Annotated in this window: 19 protein-coding genes and 1 pseudogene; 5 read left to right on the plus strand and 15 right to left on the minus strand. The window is 67.9% G+C overall.

Annotation, left to right across the window (positions count from 1 at the left end; translation table 11 throughout):
• Positions 1 to 209 precede the first annotated feature (209 nt).
• A complete protein-coding gene (gene murA, locus OG254_RS19310) occupies positions 210 to 1,550 on the plus strand; it encodes a UDP-N-acetylglucosamine 1-carboxyvinyltransferase (RefSeq protein WP_351190197.1) in 1,341 nt (446 codons plus the stop codon).
• 262 nt (positions 1,551 to 1,812) lie between these two features.
• On the opposite strand, the gene OG254_RS19315 is transcribed toward murA, so the two are convergent.
• From OG254_RS19315 to OG254_RS19340, 6 genes are all read right to left on the minus strand, one after another.
• Positions 1,813 to 2,094, minus strand: a complete 282-nt coding sequence (locus OG254_RS19315) for an HU family DNA-binding protein (protein WP_007382399.1) — start codon at positions 2,092 to 2,094, stop codon at positions 1,813 to 1,815.
• Positions 2,095 to 2,453: 359 nt separating this feature from the next.
• Positions 2,454 to 3,878, minus strand: coding sequence for an NAD-dependent malic enzyme (locus OG254_RS19320; protein ID WP_351190201.1), 1,425 nt, complete (start codon positions 3,876 to 3,878; stop codon positions 2,454 to 2,456).
• A gap of 344 nt (positions 3,879 to 4,222) precedes the next feature.
• Positions 4,223 to 6,595: a HelD family protein gene (locus OG254_RS19325; protein WP_405583365.1), complete on the minus strand. Its 2,373-nt coding sequence runs from the start codon at positions 6,593 to 6,595 to the stop codon at positions 4,223 to 4,225.
• A 70-nt stretch (positions 6,596 to 6,665) separates the two neighbouring features.
• The gene (locus OG254_RS19330) at positions 6,666 to 7,448 is read right to left on the minus strand and encodes a zf-HC2 domain-containing protein (RefSeq protein WP_351190207.1); all 783 of its coding nucleotides are present in this window, start codon (positions 7,446 to 7,448) and stop codon (positions 6,666 to 6,668) included.
• 59 nt (positions 7,449 to 7,507) lie between these two features.
• On the minus strand, positions 7,508 to 8,029 hold the full coding sequence (locus OG254_RS19335; RefSeq protein WP_010039908.1) for a sigma-70 family RNA polymerase sigma factor: 522 nt from the start codon (positions 8,027 to 8,029) through the stop codon (positions 7,508 to 7,510).
• Positions 8,030 to 8,348: 319 nt separating this feature from the next.
• Positions 8,349 to 8,945 (minus strand): CGNR zinc finger domain-containing protein, encoded by a 597-nt coding sequence (locus OG254_RS19340; RefSeq protein WP_405583367.1) that lies wholly within the window; start codon positions 8,943 to 8,945, stop codon positions 8,349 to 8,351.
• A 175-nt stretch (positions 8,946 to 9,120) separates the two neighbouring features.
• Between OG254_RS19340 and OG254_RS19345 the strand changes: the two genes are divergently transcribed.
• Positions 9,121 to 9,651 carry a DUF1772 domain-containing protein gene (locus OG254_RS19345; protein ID WP_405583369.1) on the plus strand — a complete coding sequence of 177 codons (531 nt, stop codon included), beginning with the start codon at positions 9,121 to 9,123 and terminating at the stop codon, positions 9,649 to 9,651.
• A 109-nt stretch (positions 9,652 to 9,760) separates the two neighbouring features.
• Here OG254_RS19345 and OG254_RS19350 read toward each other — a convergent pair whose 3' ends face one another.
• The 3 genes from OG254_RS19350 to OG254_RS19360 all read right to left on the minus strand — a co-directional run bounded on the left by OG254_RS19350 (position 9,761) and on the right by OG254_RS19360 (position 13,689).
• Positions 9,761 to 10,909, minus strand: coding sequence for a uroporphyrinogen-III synthase (locus OG254_RS19350; protein ID WP_405583371.1), 1,149 nt, complete (start codon positions 10,907 to 10,909; stop codon positions 9,761 to 9,763).
• A gap of 155 nt (positions 10,910 to 11,064) precedes the next feature.
• Positions 11,065 to 12,447 (minus strand): nitrate/nitrite transporter, encoded by a 1,383-nt coding sequence (locus OG254_RS19355; protein WP_405583373.1) that lies wholly within the window; start codon positions 12,445 to 12,447, stop codon positions 11,065 to 11,067.
• Between the two features lie 213 nt (positions 12,448 to 12,660).
• Positions 12,661 to 13,689: a hypothetical protein gene (locus OG254_RS19360; RefSeq protein WP_405583375.1), complete on the minus strand. Its 1,029-nt coding sequence runs from the start codon at positions 13,687 to 13,689 to the stop codon at positions 12,661 to 12,663.
• A gap of 208 nt (positions 13,690 to 13,897) precedes the next feature.
• Between OG254_RS19360 and OG254_RS19365 the strand changes: the two genes are divergently transcribed.
• A complete protein-coding gene (locus OG254_RS19365; RefSeq protein WP_405583377.1) occupies positions 13,898 to 14,113 on the plus strand; it encodes a hypothetical protein in 216 nt (71 codons plus the stop codon).
• Positions 14,114 to 15,055: 942 nt separating this feature from the next.
• On the opposite strand, the gene OG254_RS19370 is transcribed toward OG254_RS19365, so the two are convergent.
• The 5 genes from OG254_RS19370 to OG254_RS19390 all read right to left on the minus strand — a co-directional run bounded on the left by OG254_RS19370 (position 15,056) and on the right by OG254_RS19390 (position 18,925).
• Entirely contained in the window at positions 15,056 to 15,496 is a 441-nt protein-coding gene (locus OG254_RS19370) for a hypothetical protein (protein ID WP_405583379.1), read from the minus strand.
• A gap of 14 nt (positions 15,497 to 15,510) precedes the next feature.
• The gene (locus OG254_RS19375; protein WP_405583381.1) at positions 15,511 to 15,840 is read right to left on the minus strand and encodes a hypothetical protein; all 330 of its coding nucleotides are present in this window, start codon (positions 15,838 to 15,840) and stop codon (positions 15,511 to 15,513) included.
• Between the two features lie 168 nt (positions 15,841 to 16,008).
• On the minus strand, positions 16,009 to 16,755 hold the full coding sequence (locus OG254_RS19380) for a class I SAM-dependent methyltransferase (protein WP_405583383.1): 747 nt from the start codon (positions 16,753 to 16,755) through the stop codon (positions 16,009 to 16,011).
• Positions 16,752 to 18,224: an asparagine synthase-related protein gene (locus OG254_RS19385; RefSeq protein WP_405583385.1), complete on the minus strand. Its 1,473-nt coding sequence runs from the start codon at positions 18,222 to 18,224 to the stop codon at positions 16,752 to 16,754. Before OG254_RS19385 ends, OG254_RS19380 begins: the two co-directional genes overlap by 4 nt.
• A gap of 473 nt (positions 18,225 to 18,697) precedes the next feature.
• Positions 18,698 to 18,925, minus strand: a complete 228-nt coding sequence (locus OG254_RS19390; protein ID WP_405583387.1) for a hypothetical protein — start codon at positions 18,923 to 18,925, stop codon at positions 18,698 to 18,700.
• Positions 18,926 to 19,075: 150 nt separating this feature from the next.
• On the opposite strand from OG254_RS19390, the gene OG254_RS19395 reads away from it, so the two are divergent.
• Together OG254_RS19395 and OG254_RS19400 are read left to right on the plus strand one after the other, a co-directional pair.
• Positions 19,076 to 20,416 (plus strand): tetratricopeptide repeat protein, encoded by a 1,341-nt coding sequence (locus tag OG254_RS19395; protein ID WP_405583389.1) that lies wholly within the window; start codon positions 19,076 to 19,078, stop codon positions 20,414 to 20,416.
• Positions 20,417 to 20,861: 445 nt separating this feature from the next.
• A pseudogene (locus tag OG254_RS19400) lies at positions 20,862 to 21,404 on the plus strand (site-specific integrase); the annotation flags it as partial.
• 150 nt (positions 21,405 to 21,554) lie between these two features.
• On the opposite strand, the gene OG254_RS19405 reads toward OG254_RS19400, so the two are convergent.
• Entirely contained in the window at positions 21,555 to 21,926 is a 372-nt protein-coding gene (locus OG254_RS19405) for a DUF6188 family protein (protein ID WP_405583391.1), read from the minus strand.
• Between the last annotated feature and the right edge of the window lie 2 nt (positions 21,927 to 21,928).

Consider the following 21,928-nt stretch of genomic DNA (forward strand, 5'->3'; position numbering starts at 1 on the left):
CCGGTTCGCCAGTGAATGCAGCTCAGGGCGGAAAGTAGCGTCCCCCGGCGCACGGCAGGAGCGGTGACCGCTTGTGCCCGACGGCCAACCGTTCGTGTTGTGACAGAGCTATGACGTTCCTGAGCCCTCCTTGGGCTTACTGAAGGGGGGGCGGCGGCGATTACCCTTTCTCTTCCGGCCCCTGCCCAACTCATCGGAACGCGAGATACATGACCGTCAACGACGATGTCCTGCTTGTCCACGGCGGAACCCCGCTGGAGGGCGAGATCCGTGTCCGCGGTGCGAAGAACCTCGTACCGAAGGCAATGGTCGCCGCCCTGCTGGGCAGCGCGCCAAGTCGACTTCGCAACGTTCCGGACATCCGTGACGTGCGGGTCGTACGCGGCCTGCTGCAGCTGCACGGGGTCACGGTGCGTCCGGGTGAGGAACCGGGCGAGTTGGTGATGGACCCGTCGCACGTGGAGAGCGCGAACGTCGCTGACATCGATGCCCACGCGGGTTCGAGCCGCATCCCGATCCTGTTCTGCGGCCCGCTGCTGCACCGCCTCGGCCACGCCTTCATCCCGGGCCTCGGCGGCTGCGACATCGGCGGCCGGCCCATCGACTTCCACTTCGAGGTGCTGCGGCAGTTCGGCGCGACCATCGAGAAGCGGGCGGACGGGCAGTACCTGGAGGCTCCGCAGCGGCTGCGCGGCACGAAGATCCGGCTGCCGTACCCGTCCGTCGGCGCGACCGAGCAGGTGCTGCTGACGGCCGTGCTCGCCGAAGGCGTCACCGAGCTCTCGAACGCGGCCGTGGAGCCGGAGATCGAGGACCTCATCTGCGTGCTGCAGAAGATGGGCGCCATCATCGCGATGGACACCGACCGCACCATCCGCATCACCGGTGTGGACAGTCTCGGCGGCTACAACCACCGCGCCCTGCCGGACCGTCTGGAGGCGGCCTCCTGGGCGTCCGCGGCACTGGCGACCGAAGGCAACATCTACGTCCACGGCGCCCAGCAGCGCTCGATGATGACGTTCCTGAACACCTACCGGAAGGTCGGCGGCGCCTTCGAGATCGACGACCAGGGCATCCGGTTCTGGCACCCCGGCGGCCAGTTGAAGTCGATCGCGCTCGAAACGGACGTGCACCCGGGCTTCCAGACGGACTGGCAGCAGCCGCTGGTGGTGGCCCTGACGCAGGCCACGGGCCTGTCCATCATCCACGAGACGGTCTACGAGTCCCGCCTCGGCTTCACCTCCGCGCTGAACCAGATGGGCGCGCACATCCAGCTCTACCGCGAGTGCCTCGGCGGCTCCGACTGCCGCTTCGGCCAGCGCAACTTCCTGCACTCGGCGGTCGTGTCGGGCCCGACGAAGCTCCAGGGCGCCGACCTGATCATCCCCGACCTCCGCGGCGGCTTCTCGTACCTCATCGCGGCGCTGGCGGCCCAGGGCACGTCCCGCGTCCACGGCATCGACCTCATTAACCGCGGCTACGAGAACTTCATGGAGAAGCTTGTGGAGCTGGGCGCGAAGGTGGAGTTGCCGGGCAAGGCGCTCGGCTAGGCATCCCGGCTCCGGCCCCCGCGACGCCGGTCCCGGCCGGGGGTCCGGGGGTTGCCCCCCGGATGAGCACAGCATGGAGAAGCTCGTGGAACTGGGCGCGAAGGTCGAGTTGCCGGGCAAGGCGCTCGGCTAGGTCCAGCCCGGCCGGCGTTTGAGGCCATGGGTCAGGGAAACCACGATGGGGCGGCACCCGAGTAACGGGCGCCGCCCCATTGGCGTTTCTACAAGCCGCACACCGTCTCGTGGTGTACAGACGGCAAGATCACTTGCCCTTCGCGGCTTCCTTGAGCTTGCTGCCCGCGGAGACCTTCACGCTGTAACCGGCGGGGATCTGGATCGGGTCGCCGGTCTGCGGGTTGCGGGCGGTGCGAGCGGCACGGTGGGTGCGCTCGAAGGTCAGGAAGCCGGGGATGGTGACCTTCTCGTCGCCCTTGGCGACGATCTCGCCGACGGTCTCGGCGAACGCGGCCAGCACGGCGTCGGCGTCCTTGCGGGTCACCTCGGCGCGGTCGGCCAGCGCGGCCACCAGCTCACTGCGGTTCATGTTGTTACTCCCGTGTTCATTTGCCTTGAGGCGTGCCACGCGGCGGAGCCGCATGTCGGGCACAGCGATGTCGATGCTGCCAGGGTCCTCGTTGCGTCCCCGGACCCGGGTCCGTGTCAGACCCTCGCGCCCAGAGACGCATCCTGCCCCTACCTGCGGCGGGAAAGCCAATCCGGCGCCCGGAGGAGTCGTGAGAACACCCTTGGGAGTCACACGAAGAGAGGGCCCGAGCTTGGCCGTCACCATAAACGGCTCCCAGAGGCCCCAGGTTCCACGACGCGCCGTTACAAGGGCTTGCCGTGGCGATCCTCACAGCCCACGCACACTTTTCGGGGCTGTGAGGCACCGAACCCGTATGTTTACTCGCCCGACGCCACCGCGGACCCCGCCTTCGCGGCCTCCCGCACCGCGCCGGCGACCGCGCCCGCGACCTTGTCGTTGAACACGCTCGGGATGATGTAGTTCGGGTTCAGCTCGTCCTCGGTCACCACATCCGCCAGCGCCTTCGCGGCCGCGAGCATCATGTCGGTGTTGACCGTGCGGGAATGAGCGTCCAGCAGACCGCGGAAGACACCCGGGAAGACCAGCACGTTGTTGATCTGGTTCGGGAAGTCGGAACGGCCCGTGGCCACAACTGCGGCCGTCTGACGGGCGATTGCCGGGTCGACCTCGGGGTCCGGGTTCGCGAGCGCGAACACGATCGAGTTCTCGGCCATGGCGGCCACGTCGTCGCCGTCGAGCACGTTCGGGGCGGAGACGCCGATGAAGACGTCCGCGCCGCGCACGGCCTCCTTCAGCGTGCCGGTCAGGCCCTCGGGGTTGGTGTTGTCGGCGATCCAGCGCAGCGGCGAGTCGGCGGAGGCTTCACGCAGGTCATCGCGCCCGGCGTGCACGACGCCGTGGATGTCGGCGACGACGGCGTTCTTCACGCCCGCCGCGAGCAGCAGCTTCAGGATGGCCGTACCGGCCGCGCCCGCGCCGGACATGACGACGCGGATGTTCTCGATCGCCTTGCCCGCGACACGAAGTGCGTTGGTCAGGGCGGCGAGGACGACGATCGCGGTGCCGTGCTGGTCGTCGTGGAAGACGGGGATGTCCAGGGCCTCACGCAGCCGCGCCTCGATCTCGAAGCAGCGGGGCGCGGAGATGTCCTCGAGGTTGATGCCGGCGAACCCGGGGGCGATGGCCTTGACGATCTCGACGATCGCGTCGGTGTCCTGGGTGTCCAGGCAGATCGGCCAGGCGTCGATACCGGCGAAACGCTTGAAGAGCGCCGCCTTGCCCTCCATCACGGGCAGCGCGGCCATCGGGCCGATGTTGCCCAGGCCCAGCACGGCCGAGCCGTCCGTCACGACCGCAACGGAGTTGCGCTTGATGGTCAGCCGGCGCGCGTCCTCGGGGTTCTCGGCGATCGCCATGCAGACGCGGGCCACGCCCGGCGTGTAGATCATGGACAGGTCGTCACGGTTGCGGATGGGGTGCTTGGACTGCATCTCGATCTTGCCGCCGAGGTGCATGAGGAACGTACGGTCCGAGACCTTGCCCAGGGTGACGCCCTCGATGCCGCGGAGCTGCTCGACGATCTCGTCGGCGTGCGCGGTGGAGGTGGCGGCGATGGTGACGTCGATCCGGAGCTTCTCGTGACCGGATGCGGTCACGTCGAGGCCGGTCACCGAGCCTCCGTGGGACTCGACGGCTCCGGTGAGCTGGGAGACCGCGGTTCCGCTCGCGGGCACCTCCAGCCGGACCGTCATCGAGTAGGAGACGCTGGGCGCCGTTGCCATGGCCGACTTCCTCTGCTTTCACCGTGTGTCGCTGTATGCCGTCCGATCGTCGCACCTACCGCTGAGTAGGAGTTAGCCGGGCATGGATTGCGAACGTATTGTTCGCCACGCCCGCGCATGAAAAGAGACCCGCGTCACATCGTGACGCGGGTCTCTTCTACGTTCATGACACCGACCCGCCATGCTCGCCTCGCGGCAAGTGGTCGCTCGTAGCGACGAAGGTTGGGCCCGGGGGCTTGGATCGAGCCGGTGTCACACCCAGGCTAACAAACAGATCCCGTAAGGCCATTCCCGTACCGCGAGTTCATTTCCCGGCCGCCGGCAAAGCGCCCGTTCGGCCCCGCTCAGTCCCTCAGCAGGTCGGGCACGCCGGACGCGTCCGGCTCGTCCCGCTCCGCCGAGACCACCGTCAGCTGCTGGGTCGCCCGGGTCAGCGCGACGTACAGCACCCGCAGTCCGGCCGGTGACTCGTCCGCGATTTCCGCCGGGGAGACGACGACCGTGGCGTCGTACTCCAGACCCTTCGCCTCCAGGCTGCCGAGCGCGACAACGCGGTCGCCGAGCCCGGTGAGCCACTTGGCCGCCTCCTCGCGCCGCCGCATGGCGACCACGACGCCGACGGTCCCGTCGACCTGGTCGAGCAGCCGGGCGGCCTCCTCGCGGACGGTCTGGGCGAGGGAGTCCCGTACGACCGCGAAGCGCGGCCGTACGCCGGTGGAGCGCACCGCCGACGGGGACGTCGAGCCCGGCATGGCGAGGGCCAGTACCTTCGCGGCGAGCTCGGCGATCTCGGCCGGGTTGCGGTAGTTCACCGTGAGCTGGAAACGGCGGCGCGGGCGGGTGCCGAGGGCCTCGTCGCGTGCCTCGGCCGCCTCGTCCACGTCGGACCACGACGACTGGGCCGGGTCGCCGACGACAGTCCAGGTCGCGTGGCGGCCGCGGCGGCCCACCATCCGCCACTGCATCGGCGTGAGGTCCTGGGCCTCGTCGACGATGACGTGGGCGTACTCGACGCGCTCGGCCGCGAGGCGTTCGGCGCGCTCGCGCTGCGACTCCTCGCGCACCGGCATCAGCTCCTCCAGGCCGGTGAGCTGGTCGAGCGGGTCGAGATCGCGTCTCTTCCTCGGGCGGGCCGGAACGCCGAGGACCGCTTGGAGCTCGTCCAGCATGGCGATGTCGTGCACGGAGAGGCCGTCCCGCTTGAGCGAGCGGGCCACCTTGCGCGCCTCGCCGGGGTTGAGGATCCGGCGGGCCCAGCGGCCGAGGCGGCGCTCGTCGGCCATCGCCGCGAGGACCGCCTTCGGGGTGAGCTCCGGCCACCAGGCGTCGAGGAAGGCGATGAAGCTGTCCTCCGAGGCCACGTCCTCGTCGAAGGAGGAGCGCAGCTCGGCGACGAGTTCGGGGTCGGTGTGCCGGGAGGCGCCGCCGGACTGCGCCCACAGGGCGTCCAGCAGCAGCTTGCGGGCGCGCGGGCGCAGCAGGTTCACGGGCGCCGTGCCGCTCAGCGCGGTGTGGCGGATACGTTCCAGCGCGTCGGCCTCCAGCTCCAGGCGGCGCCCGAAGGCGACCACGCGCAGCCGGCTGGGCGGTCCGGCGGGCGTCGGCGCCTCTGCATCGGCGTCGTCGTCACCGAAGGCGAGCTGCCCCGCTCGATCCGCGCCGGCGCCCCCGCCACCCGACCCCAGCTCCAGCGCGCCCCGCGCCGCCTTCCGCAGCACCTTGAGCATGCGGTACGAGCCCTTGGCGCGGGCCGTGGCCGGGGAGTCGTACACGGTGGCCTCGACGCCGTCGACGAGCGAGCCGATCGCCCGGATGGCGACCTGGCCCTCCTCGCCGAGCGACGGCAGCACGCCCTCGGTGTACGCCACCAGCAGCGGGGTCGGCGAGACGATCAGGATGCCGCCCGCGTACCGGCGCCGGTCCTGGTAGAGCAGGTAGGCGGCGCGGTGCAGGGCGACGGCGGTCTTGCCCGTGCCGGGGCCGCCCTCGACGTACGTCACCGAGGCGGCGGGGGCGCGGATGACCAGGTCCTGCTCGGCCTGGATGGACGCCACGATGTCCCGCATGGTGTGGGTTCGGGCCTGGCCGAGGGCGGCCATCAGGGCGCCGTCGCCGATGACGGGCAGTTCGTGGCCGCCGAGGAAGGCCTTGAGCTCGGGGCGCATCAGGTCGTCCTCGACGCCGAGCACCTTGCGGCCCTTGGAGCGGATGACCCGGCGCCGTACGACCCGCCCGGGGTCGACCGGGGTCGAGCGGTAGAAGGGCGCCGCGGCCGGGGCCCGCCAGTCGATGACCAGTGGGGAGTAGTCCTGGTCGAGCACACCGATGCGGCCGATGTGCAGGGTCTCGGCGATGTCGGCGGTGTTGTCGTCGCGGACCGCGCCCTCGGCGGGCTCGACGGCGGTGTAGGCACCGTCCGGGCCCTTCTTGCCGTCCTTGCCGGTCAGCAGGTCGATCCTGCCGAAGAGGAAGTCCTCGAACTCGTTGTTGAGGCGGTTGAGGTGAACGCCCGCCCGGAAGACCTGCGCGTCCCGCTCCGCGAGCGCTCCGGGCGTGCCGACCTGGCCGCGCTTGGCCGCGTCGTTCATGAGGAACTCCGCCTCGTGGATCTTCTCCTCAAGACGGCGGTACACCTGATCCAGGTGTTCCTGTTCGACACCGATCTCTCGGTCCCGCAGGGAATCGAGCTCGGATTCCTGTTGAGCCTGAGCGGCCACCCGGGCCCCCTTCTGACGTGCTGGGCAGCCGTCAACCGTACGCGAAGGGGACCCGGAAAAGCTACGTCGACTACACGTCGACCTGGACGAGCTTCTTTCCGTCGAAGGTCATGACCTCGACGTGATCGACGTCTTCGGGGGCCATGGACACGCCACCGCTGACGTAGAGCGGGTTCCTGGCCTGCTCGGTCTCGGCATCCGGGATGCCGTAGCCCCACTTCGGGACGGACCAGGAGGCGGCCGTCTCACGCTCGCCGTCCTTGCTGACGAAGATCATGGAACACTTGAGCGGTCCCTTGACGCCCTTGAGCTCAAGGGCCGTCTCGGTGCCCCACAGCTTCTTCGACAGGGCGACGGTCGCGCTGGCACCGCTCGTCGAGTCGGTCCCCGAGACCTTGTTCTCGATGCCCGTGAACAGGTCCTTGGCGGGGTTGGCCGCCTGCACGGTCCGGTTGCCCTCGGTGTCTCCACCGCCGTCGCCGCCGGTCGCTGCCACGGCCGCGAACGGACCACCGACCATCAGCGCGACCGCCGCGGCGACCATGTAGAAGCTGCGCCGGCGCTTCTGGGCGCGGCGCTCGGCGACCTCGTCCACGAGGTTGTTCACCATGCGCGGGCTGGGCTTCGCCGACAGGGACTCGCCGATCGCGGGCGAACCGGAACCCGGCAGGTCCGCGAGAGCGGCCAGCATCGGCTCCATCCCGGCGAGTTCGTCCAGTTGCTGGGCGCACCATTCGCAGGTCGCGAGGTGAATCTCGAAAGCGGTTGCCTCGGCGTCGTCGAGAATCCCGAGGGCGTAGGCGCCGACGGTTTCATGCTCGTTCGGGCCCGGCTGTCCCTGCGTGGGGCTCATGGACCCAGACATACCCGAACCGCCCATCCCGAATCCCTGGTTTCCCCCGTAAACACTCATCACGCCGTCACCCCCCGCTCCTCCAGTGCCAGCTTCATCGACCGCAGGGCATAGAAAACCCTTGAGCGAACGGTGCCACTGGGTATGCCCAGTGTCTCGGCCGCCTCATTGACCGTACGTCCCTTGAAGTACGTCTCGACAAGAACCTCCCGGTGGGCGGGGGTCAGGTCGTCGAGTGCGTCCGACAGCGTCATCAGCCACAGCGCCTTGTCGATCTCGTCCTCCGCGGGGATGACCTCCAGCGGCGACGGATCGACCTCCTGCGGCCGGGCCTGCCGGCTGCGGTGGCCGTCGATGACGATGCGCCGGGCGACCGTCACCAGCCAGGGGCGTACCGATCCGGTCGCTCGATTGAGCTGTCCGGCGTTCTTCCAGGCACGGATGAGCGTCTCCTGCACAACGTCCTCTGCTCGTTGCCGGTCACCGGCGACCAGTCGAAGGACATACGCAAGGAGGGGTCCGGCGTGCTCTCTGTACAGCGCACGCATCAGCTCCTCATCAGGTTCCGAGGGCTGGGACATGCGATGTCGGGCCCTCGATCCACGTTCATTGGCCACGACGGAATCCTTGCGCACGCCCACCTCCGATGTCCGGGGGTTCCCCCAGTCGGTCGCTCGACTACCGGTACGGAAGCGGCCCGTTGAGTGTTCAAAGTGAGGCGACACTTTTCTTCGGAGTGACGTGACGAGCTGGACATGGCAGCACATTCCCACCGCGCGATCTTTACATTTCCGTCACATCGGCAAGATCACCTCCACGCTTCCCTACGGTCGCGTAGGTAAACGGCATGTAATCGAAATCACTTCGACAGCCGTTCCGCAGAAGCCGCATAACGGACAGTCAGGCTCGAGTGAGGGCCGCGCGACGACGATGCCGGGCCACCCTTTCGCGGTTCCCACAGACCTCACTGGAGCACCAACGCCTCCTGCGACCCCGTGATGTGTCGAGATAGACGATGGGGCAGTTGTCCCCTTCGCACTCCCTGAGCGCGGCCCGCGCGACGGGGTCGGTGAGCAGCTCCAGGGCGTCGCGCGCGACGGCCCCGAGCAACCCGGCGCACTCCGGCGGATGATCCAACTCCCTCACGAGCGTCCCGTCTTCCCCCAGTACGGCACGCGGGGCCGGGGGCGCGGCGCGGGCGACGTCGTTCACGCGGGCGAGAGCGAGGTCGTACGACGGCCAGGGCGCGGGGTTGAGGCCGCCTCGCACCAACTGTCCGATACGTCCGCGCACTTCACGAAAGCCGACGACCCAGGAGCCGTCGGCGTGAGCGAGCGGGGTGCCCGGTGGGACGAGACCGGCGCCGACGATCCAGGCGCGCAACACGTCGAGTGAGTCCAGGTGTTCCTCGGGGTGCGTGGTCGCGAGGAGATCCAGACAGATCCGCCCGGCGTCGAACCGCAGCTCGTACGCGTCCGTGGCCGTACCCAGTGCCATGTGCCTGTCACCGCCTAGGACTGGGGGGAGAGCTAGGGGAACCGTTCCCTCATACAGTGCCTGCCCCATCGCGGCGCCGGAACCCCTCGTACCGGCGGTTGGCGCTGGACGACCGCGTATGCGGATGCGCGTGACGGCCATGTTCGCCGGGCCTTCACGGCCGTTGACTGAGGGCATGACACGACGAAGCAACGCACTCGCCGGAACCGTACTGGGCGCGGCCATGGTCGCGACGGGCCTGATCGCCGGGGCCTTCTACATCTTCGCCTGCGCCGTGATGCCGGCGCTGGCGCGCACCGACGACAGGGTGTTCGTCGAGGTCATGCGCGACATCAACGACGTGATCCAGAACCCGGTGTTCCTGCTGAGCTTCCTCGGGGCGCTGGCGCTGACGGGGGTGTCGGCGTGGCAGCTGCGCGGGGAGCCGTACCGGTGGTGGGTGTGGGGAGGGCTCGTGGCGTACGGGTTGGCGTTCCTGGTGACGGTCGCCTTCAACATTCCGCTGAACGACGGGCTTGAGGAAGCCGGTGATCCGGGTGCCCTGCGGGAGGAGTTCGAGGGGGCGTGGGTGGCGTGGAACGTGGTGCGGGCGGTGTTGTCGACGGTGGCGTTGGGGTGTTTGGGGCGGGCGTTGGTGCTGTACGGCCGGGTCACGAGCGGTGCTGGTGGTCGCCGGCCGGCACCATCCAGCCCGTCCGGCGTTTGAGGACGAGGCCGTTCAGGCCGAAGCGGGGGTCCGGGGGCGGCAGCCCCCGGGGACGGCGACACCGACGCCGGGTGCCGCGTGTCAACGCCGGGCGCCCCACTACCCCCGCTCACGCGTCCGCGTACTTCGTATCGGCCGCCGGATCCAACGCCAGCCGATACCCCCGCTTCACCACGGTCTGGATCAGCTTCGGCGCCCCAAGAGCCGTCCGCAGCCGCGCCATCGCCGTCTCCACCGCGTGCTCGTCACGCCCGGCGCCCGGCAGCGCGCGCAGCAGCTCGGCGCGGGCCACCACCCAGCCCGGCCGGCGCGACAGGGCCCGCAGCAGGGACATCCCCGCAGGCGGCACGGGTCGCAGCGCGCCGTCCACCAGGACCGCGTGCCCCCGGATCTCCACCCGGTGACCGGCGATCGGCAACGAGCGGGCCCGGCCGGGAAGTTCCTGGCAGAGCAGCTGGACGAGCGGCCCGAGCCGGAAGCGATCGGGCTGGACCGTGTCGACGCCGAGCGCCTGGAGGGGCAGCGCGGTGACCGGCCCGACACAGGCGGGAACGACGTCGTGGGCGAAGGCGGCGAGCAGTTCGGGCAGCAGTCCCCGCTTCTCCGCCCGGGACAGCAGCGACGCGGCGGCGGGCGCGCTGGTGAAGGTGACGGTGTCGAGACCACGGGAGACCGCGGCGTCCAGCAGCCGGTCGACCGGGCCGATGTCCTCCGGCGGCAGCCACCGGTAGACCGGCACCCCGAGCACCTCCGCGCCCGCGGCTCTGAGCGCCTCCACGAACCCGGGCAACGGCTCACCGTGCAGCTGTATGGCGATGAGGCGTCCCTCGACGCCCTCCTCCAGCAGCCGGTCCAGCACCTCGGCCATGGACTCGCTCGACGGCGACCAGTCCTCCGTCAGCCCGGCGGCCCGTACCGCGCCCTTGACCTTGGGCCCGCGCGCGAGCAGTTCCACCTCGCGCAGCCGGGCCAGCAGGTCCTCGCCGAGCCCCCAGCCGTCGGCGGCCTCTATCCAGCCCCGGAAGCCGATCGCGGTCGTGGCGACCACGATGTCCGGGGTGCGCTGGATGATCTCCTTCGTCGCGGCGAGCAGCTCGCTGTCGTCGGCGAGCGGCACGATCCGCAGGGCAGGGGCGTGCAGGACTGCGGCGCCGCGCCGCTGGAGCAACGCTCCGAGCTCGTCGGCGCGGCGCGCGGCGGTCACGCCCACGGTGAACCCCGCGAGGGGCCCGTGGTCGGGTTGCTGCTGTTCGTACATAGGACTCGTCCCGCGCTCGAGTTGTCTTGCTTGCCTCAGGTGAGCCCACCGTCGGTGTTCCTGACCGCACCGATGGTGGTGACACCCTGCATGCCGATCGAGCCTGTCAACGGTGCGTGACAGGCTCGGTTCGGCTTGATGTCGGCGGTGTTACGTCACACCTCGGCGTAGCTGAGCTGCGGCTTTGCCTCCGTGGCCGCTGTGGCGTGGGTCTCCGAGGCGGCCGGGCGGCGAAGGTATACGGCCCAGGTGACCAAGAAGCAGAGGCCGTAGAAGGCGAGGAAGGCGACGAACGCGCCGGTGCCGGAGCCGACCGTCAGGAAGGACTGGCGGAAGGCGAGGTTGATGCCGAGTCCGCCGAGCGCGCCCACCGCGCCGATGAGGCCCATCGAGGCACCGGACAGGCGACGACCGTAGGACGCGGCCTCCTCACCAGTGAGCCCCTTGACGGCGGCCTTCGCCTGGAAGATGCCGGGGATCATCTTGTACGTCGAGCCGTTGCCGAGGCCGGTCAGGACGAACAGAGCGATGAACGCGGTGGTGAACAGTGGCAGCGACTTCTGCATCGAGGCCACGATGATGATCGAGGTCGCGGCGGCCATGGCTACGAAGTTCCACAGCGTGATCTTCGCGCCTCCGTACCGGTCGGCGAGCCAGCCGCCCACGGGGCGGATCAGGGAGCCGAGCAGCGGGCCGATGAAGGTGACGTAGGCGGACTGGAGCGGCGTACGGCCGAACTGGGTCTGAAGGACCAGTCCGAACGCGAAGCTGTAGCCGATGAACGAACCGAAGGTGCCGATGTAGAGGAAGGACATGATCCAGGTGTGGGCGTCCTTCACAGCCTCCTTGGCGGCGCCGGTGTCGTTCTTCACGGACGAGATGCTGTCCATCTTCAGCCACGCGAGGACTGCGGCGATCACGATGAACGGGATGTAGATCCCCAGGAGGACGCGCGGGCCGGCGCTGGCGCCGATCACCGCGAGACCGACGAGCTGCACCACGGGCACGCCGATGTTGCCACCGCCGGCGTTCAGACCGAGCGCCCAGCCCTTCTTGCGCAGGGGGAAGAAGGCGTTGATGTTGGTCATGGAGGAGGCGAAGTTACCGCCGCCGACGCCGGCCAGCATCGCGCACAGCAAGAACGTGTTGAACGAGGTCCCCGGCTCCATCACGACGAACGCGGCGATCGTCGGCAAGAGCAGCAGGCTCGCCGAGACGACCGTCCACATCCGGCCACCGAAGACGGCGACGGCGAAGGTGTAGGGCACCCGGACGATGGCGCCGACCAGCGTGGCCATCGAGACGATGAAGAACTTGTCGGCGGGGGTGAGCCCGTACTCCGGCCCCATGAAGAGCACCATCACCGACCACAGGGTCCAGATCGAGAACCCGATGTGCTCGGAGAGTACGGAGAAGAACAGGTTCCGGCGGGCGACCTTCTCCCCGGTCTCGTTCCAGAAGGTCTCGTCCTCGGGATCCCAGTGGTCGATCCAGCGGCCTCCCCTGCTCGCAGCGGGGGCTGTACTAGGGGCTGTCATGACGCCTCCACGATCTTCGGGGTTCGGTCGCGCTCTGAGCGGCTGATCCGAAGGTAGGGAGGGCGCGTTTCCTGCCTGTGGCGACGAGTGACCGGAAAGGAACTTTGCTCTCACCGGGTGAGGAAGGGGGATGAGAGGTTGGTAGACCGTGCCCCGATGTACGGGCCCTATATAGGAGCCCATACGAGCCCCTATATAGGGGAGAGCCAGGCGTCAGTGCTGCTGCGGGGGCTGCCAGTGGGGGTTCTGCTGGGGGTACGGCGGCTGCGGGGCGCCCTGCTGGGGGTAGGGCTGCGGGTTGGCGTACGGCTGCTGCGGGGGCTGCTGGGGGTACGGGCCGGGGGCAGGGGCGGGCTGGTTGCCGTACGGGGCTGCGGGCTGGGCCGGGTATGCGGGCTGGTGGTCGTAGGGACCGGCCGGGGGCTGGGCGCCGTAGGGGCCGGCCGGGGCGGGCTGATGGCCGTGCCCGTAGGAACCCGGAGCCTGCTGGTTGCCATAGGCGGCCGGGGCCGGCTGTTGCCCGACGTGGCCGGGGGCCGGCTGATGGCCATAGGAGCCCGGGGTGGCCTGATGGCCGTAAGGGCCCGGCGCGGGCTGGTGGCCGTAGGGACCGGTGGCGCCCCCGAACGGATTCCCATGCCCCGGCAGCTGCCCACCCGGCGGCAGATACCGCACCCGCCCGCTCTCGTCGGTGACCGGCATGAAGCCGGCGGCCTGGAGCCGGGCCGCGAATTTCGCGTTCCGCTTCCGCGTCACGACGAGCCCGATCCCGAGCAGGGCGATGAGCCCGGCCCACCCGAGACCGGCGAAGAGGATGGCATCGCCGTCCCCGCCGGTCTGCGCGACAGCGACCACGAACCCGAGGGTGATGCCGCCCGCCGCCCAGTACATCTTCTTCTCGGCGTGCTTGCCAGTGAGGTCGAAGTTAATGCGGGCCTTGAGGAGTTCGTGCGCATCGGGCACGAGGGGCGGCACCGAGACCCCGTCACTGGCGTTCGGGTACTGCGCCCAGTTCTGCGCGGCGCGGGCACGGGCCTGGGGGCTGGGGTCGGGCGCGATCAGCATCACGAGCGCGTTGTTCCGCCCGCCGCTCTGCCGCACGTCAACGTACTCGTACCCGAACTGCTGGGCGATGAAGGCGAGCTTGGCGAGCTTCTTCACGGAAGCCATGGGACTGGTGAGCTCGACGGGCTCCCCGGTCGCGATCAACCGCAGCATCTTCTGCACTTGCCGCTTGCTCATCAACACCAGCTCCCCACCGGCCCCCAGCCCCTGGGGCCACCCCGTTCACGTCCGCAACCCGGCCAGTGTTCCACGGGCCTCTGACATCGGGGAAACCTAGGCCACGGGGTTCCGGGAAAGATCGACCCGAACAACCGCACCCGTACCGTCACCACGCTCCTCCGCCGCGCCAGCCTCCACCGCTTGCGCTTCCACGACTTCCGCCACCTTGCTCCTGGAGCAGGGCGTCGAACTCGTCGTGATCAAGGAACTGTTGGGCCATGCCCACATTGGCGTCACCGCCACCGTCTACGCCCACGTCCGACTCCGCCTCCAGCGCGACGCCATCGACCTCCTCAGTAGCGCCCTCCGCACCCCCGCCGAGACAGCAAGTCAGCCCGACGACGGCGACGACTCGCCGCTCTGCGCAGCCCCCGTCCGCTGACGTTGCCGTCAACCGTTGCCGTCAAGATGCTCAAGAGGTCCCACCGGAAGGGTTCCGGTGGGACCTCTGGCGCCTTATTCACCTATGACGGGCCGCGTCTGCGATAGGAATTTAAGAATCCCCTTGAGAGGTGCAGTAAGATCCCTGCGATCAATCCCAGCCGCCTCCAGGTGCACGAGGATCTTCGAGCTTTCCTCGCACCCGGGAAAGGCATTCAAAAACTCAGCCACGCACGAGTCGAGGACATGGAATACGTGCCTCTCGATCTCGGAATCCCTACCACTACTCGCCAAGGTTTGCGGAGGAGCGGGAGGGGTTGCCATGATTATGCTTGGTGCACCATCCCCTCGCGTGTTCACCAGGGCCTGCGCAACCCCAATGCGCGGGGTTCCGCCATAGCGTTCATGAGCAAGCGGGAAGCTCAAGATCGCAGCGTCACAGTCCACTCCGGCCTCAGGAACTGATCCTACCCGGAACTCAACTCCCGACAGGCCGTGCAAGGCTTCCCTGCATGCCTCCACGATTCGTACAGTGGATGCCGCAACTACGTACCTCATCCGCAGCTCAAGCCGGTCATAATTGAAGGCCGGTGGTGCGAATCATGGTATACGGACCTTCTTTGGGATAGGCCGCATACGCCCTGCGAGAATATTCAGCAGCCCCTTTTTCCGTGAAGGAGAAACTTGACGCCCTGCGGGCTATTCCAAGTCTGATTTGCCGATATGTCTGCGAGTTCAGTAGCGGTGACGCCGCGCCAGAGATATATCCGACCCGGGGCCCGGATCGCCGCCAGCATTGTGAACCAGGACCGGCGTGTCACCGGCGAGTACATAGCACGTATGGATATCGCCGATTGCGAGGTCGAACGTGCACTGCCGCTCGACGAACTCGCGGGTTTCCAGCACAGACACCGCGGATCCGTCGGCCGTGCGTCGCGCCGTATTATTTGCCTTCCCCCTCGGAGGGCTCTTTGCGCTTCAATGTAACAGGATCAACCCCAAGGCGCCTGCTGACGATAACGCGATTGATAGCGCGAAGCCTACTCCCAATCCCCTTATCGCGACCAATCGCAGCGACAACTTCACCTAGCCTGCCGTAAACGAAATCCAACTGCTCCTCAAGTGTATCCGGGCGCAGAAATTGATCGGGGTTAATACTATCGAGATAGTGCCGCCAGACATACGGCCCCATCGATGGGGTTCCCCCCGGAGGGGTCAACGAAATAAACCATTCCCCTCGCTCACGCAAAGCATGAACTTCACAATCTGCCCGTTTGAATTGGACGAGAATATTGCCGAACCCCTCGTCCTCTCGCTCGCCGGATCGCACAAAGTCCTTACTCTCGAGCCAATCCGATAGAGCCCCGAGCCAGTCTTCGTTCATCTAGTAAATCACCCTCACGGAATCAACGTATCACCGGCATCGTTGAATTTGTATCCACGCCCAAGCAAGTAGTTCACCTCCCACTCGTAGGCAGACCCTGGTCTAATCTCATCAAAAGGGGTTTCCAACTTAAATGCATCGCCATTTCGAATTCCTCGATCCAGAAATTTCCTATTGGCCTCCATTTCCTGAGCGTCAGTAATTCGCCCCCTGGGACCTGAAGGAATCTCGAAGTATTGCCCTCCCTCTTTTTCGGCAACCTTCTTGTAATCTGGGTGATGACCAATTACTCGCGTGCAGTTATTTGCATTGTGTTCCAGTACCGGGGTCTCCCCCGCCAGCACATAGTACGTGTGCTACGCGACCCCTCTCTACCTGCTTCTTCGCAGGTCAGCGCGTGATTTGCGTTCCGCTGGTGTCCGTGGTTGTGCGGGGGAATCCGTGGGTGTTGCCGTCACTACTGCCGTCAGGAGTCGGGCGGCAGGCACTGGTGCCATTTCTCGCCCCGCCGGTCACCGCGGAGTTTGTCGGGCCACCGTGTACGCGGTTGGGCCGGTGAGTCCTCCAGTTGCGCCGTCGCTGATGTCCAGGACATCGAAGCCGGCACCCTCCGCGTAGCGTTCCAGCTCTCGGGGGAACAGGACGCGCCTGCGGATCTCGTCTCGCGCCTCGTCGCCTGAGGGGAGCGCCCAGTGCCGATGCATGGTGTTGATCTGGGTACGCAGGTCCCACGTGTGGCGGATGGTGACGGTGGCGGGGCCTCTCGGGGTGTCCACCGTGGCAGTGGTCGGCTCGGTCCGGGTGATCGGGGCGACGGGGGAACACAGCACGAGCAGCGCTCTTGGCCGGGCGTGGGCGGCGAAGGTGGCGAAGACCTGGCTGATCGCCTTGTTGTCGTGCACGTAGGCGAGGCTGTTGCCCATGCAGGTCACCACGTCCATGCGGATGCCGAGTCGTGCGGTGCGCATGTCGCCGGTGCGGATGTCCAGCCCGGGCCGGGCCTGGTGGGCGTAGTCGACCATGCCGGGCTGGAGGTCCACGCCGATGCACTCGAAGCGCTCGGCGAGGATCTCCAGGTCGCGGCCGGTACCGCATCCGAAGTCGACCAGGGTCCGGGCGTCCGGCCTGTGCAACTCGATCAGGGTCTGGCACATCTGCGCGCTCGTGCTGTCGGACTGGACCACGTCGTAGAGTGCCGGATCGCGGTACAGGAGGTTGGTGGCTTTCACGTGCTCGGCTTCCGTGTTGGGGCTGGTCACATGAGGCTTCGCAGTCCGACCTCCAGGGCGAGCACATCGCACAGCAGATGGGGGACGACCGGCGTGGAGTCGGCGTTCCTCCGCGCCTTGGCGAGAGCCTGGCCGTCAACGTAGCCGAGGTCCACCAGGATGGACTCCTTCAGCATGTCGTCCAGGACCGGCAAGCCGTAGGAACGTAAACCCTTCTCCAGGACGGCCAGGAAGTTCTCCGGTTCGGTCGGCGCGGCCACCCGCTCGGGCAGCCCGGCCCGCCGGATCCGCTCGCGGAACAACGCCTTGCCGCGCTTGTGCTCGTGCGGTAGCTGCTCCATGAACCGCACGATCCGCGGGTGCGCGAGCGGACTCACCGGCCAGATTCGGGCCCGGAGGAATCCGGGGTTGTGCATCCCGAACGCCATCAGGGCCGGTACGGGCAGCACCGGGATGGGGGCCAGGTGCTCGTTGACTTCGGCGAGCGCTCGGATTGCTTTGTCGCCGAGCCACGGAACAGGTTCCGGCGTCGGCAGTTCGGCCTGTGTCCTGGAGTGGTGGGCGTTGATCTCGTCCCCGCCGTTGCCCGTGAACATGACCTCGCACCGCCGGGCGGCTGCCCGCTCGCGCACGACATCGAACGCCTCCTGGTAGAAGGCTCCCGCCGGATCGTGCGGCTTGCACAGAGCGCGCACGCCTCCGGGGCAGAAGGGTGGGTGCCGCATGGCGGGGGTGGCCGTGTCCCGGAAGCCGCAGTGCTCCACAAAGGCCCGGCGCCGCTCGCCCTGTTGCCTGCCGGTGCTTCCTCCCACCAGCAGGCCGAAGCTGTGCACCTCGGGGAAGCGGGCTGCTTTCACGGCCAGGGCGACGTTCCCGGAGTCCGCGCCGCCGGACAGTTCGACGCCCACGCATCCGGATGCCGTCGGCGCCTGACGGATCACGTCGGTCAGCAACTCGTCCAGAGCGGCGAGTGGATCGACTCCGAGCCGCAGCGTACGTGGCTCAAGTACGTGTTCGGCGGGTTCGGGGTAGTGAATGCTGAATCCGTGAGGGGTGAGGGTGGCCGCTGCCCGTTCAGTGAGGCGGTAGACGCCTTCGAAGAGCGTCTCGGACGTGTAGCGGTGCTGCCGCGTCAGCGTTCGGGCGACGACGCGCGGCACCAGGCGGTCGGCCTGTATATACGGTCGCAGCAGTGTCAGGTCCCACGAGGCGTGCAGCTCGCCGGCCCTCTCGGTCAGATAGAGCGGGGCTGTGCCAAAGACACCCGCTGCCAGGCGGGCTTGTCCGGGCTCCATGGTCAGTGAGACGAAGTCGGCCTCGTCCCGCTTGCACTCCTTCACGCGGACCCGTACGCGCGGCGCTTGGGCGTCGTTGACCTCCATGACCAGAGTGGACACGTTCGCGGGCTCGATCCAGCTCTCGCCGTTGATCCAACGGCCGCCCTGTGATCTCCACTTGGGCTCCTGGAGATCGGCCAGGCGCAGACGCATCGACAGCATGTAGTCCCCTTCCGATGTCGTGCGGCGGGGCGGGGCCGCGAACGGCCCCGCCCCGCCTGGCGTCAGCCCTGGCTCACTTGCTGCAGTGGTCGCCGTTGTTGTCGCCGCCGCCCGGCATCTTGTCGAGCAGCGCGGCCTCGACGGCCGGGACGCCGGTGATCAGGTCGCCGGTGAACAGCTCGTCCACGTTCATCGTTTTCTCCCTTACGGTTTTCAGTGGACTCCGCGGCGGATGCTGCGGAGTTGGACCCGTCCGGCTGCCGGACCCTTGCGAAGAAGGCAGCCGGGCGGGGTGCCCACCGCTTCCGGCGGCGGGCCCTCCCTCGTCACAGGTGGGGAGCCTGGATGCGTGACGGGGAGGAGTCAGGTGGGTGGGGATGCGGCGGCCACGCCCAGGACGAAGCCGACCGATACAGAGATGGTGGTGATCACGAGCGGTCCGGCGTAGCTGCCGACGACTACAGCCAACCGATTCACAGCCGCTCTCCACGGCTGCGCTCGTTGACCTCGCGTACTGCGGCGCTCAGCCTCGCCGCCCCGTCCTCCGGCGTGGCACTGCGGTGCTGCGGGCAGCGACACGGCGAGAATCGATTCGAACCCGGCGGCATGTCTGCGCCCTCGTAGGTGTCGATCCTTAGCACCCCGTCCACGCCTCGCTCCTCGGTCATCCGGGAGAGACGGGCCCGTGCTTCGCTTCTCATCCATTGAGTCCCTCAGACGACGGCTGCGGCGAGGTCTCGCCGTTCCCTGCTGTCTCTACGCAACCGCACGACCACGCTCAGCGGTACCGTTGCCGCAGCACCAGGGCTTGAAAGCCTTGAAAGTTCGCAAGGTCACGGGGAGTTGAGGGCATGGCCAAGCGTGAACCGAACGTGACCCTCGGGCGCCTGCTCACCGAAAGCCGTTGGACTCAACGCCAGTTCGCCCGGGCGGTGAACCGCGTCGGCACTGAGACCGGAGTCCCTCTGCGTTACGACGAGTCGGCGGTGAGCCACTGGCTTGGAGGCACAGTCCCCCGCGGTGCGGTGCGCGCATGCATCCTCGAAGCCCTCTCCCGCCGCCTCGGCCGCCCCGTCACCCATGCCGAAGCCGGACTGCCCGTTCCACGCGATTACTCCTGCGCGGCTGCGGATACCGTGGAAGGGGTGATCGACCTGGGGAGGCTGGATATGGACCCGTCCCGCCGCAGTGTCCTGGGTGTCGGCCTGTTCTCCGTGGCTGTCACCATTCCCGGCTGGCCTGATGTGGTCGGGCGGGCCGATGCCATTCGGTCCGGCCGCACGACCCGCATCGGCATGAACGAAGTGGACATGGTCATCGCCATGACCGAGCGTGTCTCAGAACTGGACGACGAGTTCGGCGGCCGTCACGCACGACCCATGGCGGCCTCGTTCATGGTCAACACTGTGGCCTCTTACCTGCGCGCCGACGCATCCGAGGACGTACGCAAAGCAATGATGTCCGCCGCCTCGGACCTGCTCTACCTGACCGGCTACATGGCCGTGGACGAAGGGCTGCACGGTCTCGCACAGCGCTACTACGTAAAGGCCATGGAGCTGGCGGGCGCAGCCGAGGACCATCTGACGTACTGCACCACTCTGCGGGGCATGAGCGTCCAGGCAGTTGACCTCCGCCACGGAGCGAAGGCCATGGAGCTGGCCGACGCCGCTGCCGCCGCCTCCCCGAAAGCCGGCCCTCGGATGCTGGCCTTCCTCGTCGGCCAGCAGGCGCACGCCGCTGCGCAGACCGGCGACCGTACAGGCGCGCTGCGGTACATCCGGGAGGCCGAGGCGGCCATGGACCGTGCCGAGTCACGCGGAAAGGCGTTCGGCTCGTACGACCCCTCTTCGCTCAACTACCATGTCAGTCAGGTGCGTTACGAACTCGGCGACAAGGCCGGAGCTGTCGAAGCCATGCAACAGGCGGACCGGCTCCGCCCCAGCGTGTACCAGCGCACACGCGTACACCGTCGTGGCCTGTTGGCAGAGCGACAGTTGGAACTCGGCCACCTGGAAGCGGCCTGCGCCACCTGGCACCAGGCCCTCGACGACTACCCCAAGGTGCAGTCCGGCCGCGCCGACGACCGCGTGAAGGCGATGTTCGGCCTCTTGCGCCCTCATCTGAAGAACGCGACGGCGCTCGACCTGTACGACCGAGCACGGACGCTCGCACCACCGTCGCTGGTCACCTGATCCCTGTCGCACCTTCAAGCTCAGCCACAGAAAGTCAGCCACGACGGCGGGTGCGCCGAGAGATCACCCGCCACGTGTGCTTCTAGCACCCCCGCGCCGGCCTCAACCACGCCCCTTCGTTCCGTTACGGCATCCGCCCTGGTCCGGCATGGCCGTTTGGCAGCGGGCTGGGGCTGCTCGATCTGTGGCCTCGCCTGTGAACGCACGCCGACGACGATCGCGGCTTTCGGCTGCCGCGGCCTGACGTGGTGCTGTGCGGCGTTCGGCGGAGTCGGCCTGGCGGCGCCGCTGCGGGCCAATGCGGTTGCTTCCGGGATCAGGTTCGGCTCGCTTGCCTGCCCTGCGCGCCGAGTGGCCGGGTGGCGTCGCCAGTGGGGCGGCAGACAGGAGCGGGCGGCGATCACCGGCCGGCACGCGGCGACCCCGCGCAAGCGGGACGCCCCTCTTGGAACTCGGAGCGGGCACCGCCGCGATCCGCCGCACACTCCAGCGCACCAGCGCAGGTGGCCTCACCACACTGCCCACCAAGACCCGAGCCTCCGAACGCCGAATCGCCCTCCCCGCCTGCTGCATCCAGTCGCTGAACCGCCACCACGAACAGCAGCAGCGTGAGCGCGAGGCAGCAGGCACCGCGTGGCAGCCCAAGGGGCACGTCATCACCACTGCGCAGGGCGGATCGATCGACCCGACCAACCTCAGCCGTACCTTCATCACGCTCCTCCGCAAGGCCGGCCTCCGCCGCATCCGCTTCCACGACCTCAGGCACTCGACCGCCACCCTGCTCCTGGAACAAGGCGTCGAACTCGTCGTGATCAAAGAACTCCTCGGCCACGCCCACATCGGCGTCACCGCCACCGTCTACGCCCACATCCGACTCCGACTCCGACTCCGCCTCCAACGCCAGGCCATCGACGCCCTGAGCACCGCCCTCGACGGCCGGGCGAGCAGCCATGCGGCCCGGGGCGAAGGCGACGAACCACGAGCCTGAGCCGCCCTCGTCCGTTGACGTTGCCGTCAACTACTGCCGTCAGACACCTTTGTGGCCCCGCTGGGAGCTTCCCGGCGGGGCCACAAATTTGTTCTTGCATGCACCAGGAGAGGAGGTGCGAAGGTCAAGCTTTCCGGCTACCGCCGAATGTCATTCCCCACTCCACACTGCAATCTCCCCTCCAGGCATGCAGGCCACTCGCCTTCCCTTCGGCCCGACAAGCCCCCAGGCCTCATAATCGTCATCCGGTCGAACAGTCAGTTTCGTGCCGCTCTCGAATTCGATCACGAGATCCCCGACTCTTCCCACCTCAGCCTCAGTAATCACGTCACGGGCCAGTCGGACGAGATGGGGAGCAGCAACGTCCGGGGATTCTGGATCGAAAGACACATGGCCCCCGGCCGAGACTTGAAGAACCGCCTCGGTCTCGACGCGCAGTTCGCAATCCCCACTGGTCAGGACTGTGAGAGCCGCGTCAAAGCAGACACGGGTAACTGCTTGACCCCGAAGGTTCAGGTTCATTC

This window comes from Streptomyces sp. NBC_01092 (genome assembly GCF_045039535.1).
Classification (GTDB): Bacteria; Actinomycetota; Actinomycetes; order Streptomycetales; family Streptomycetaceae; genus Streptomyces.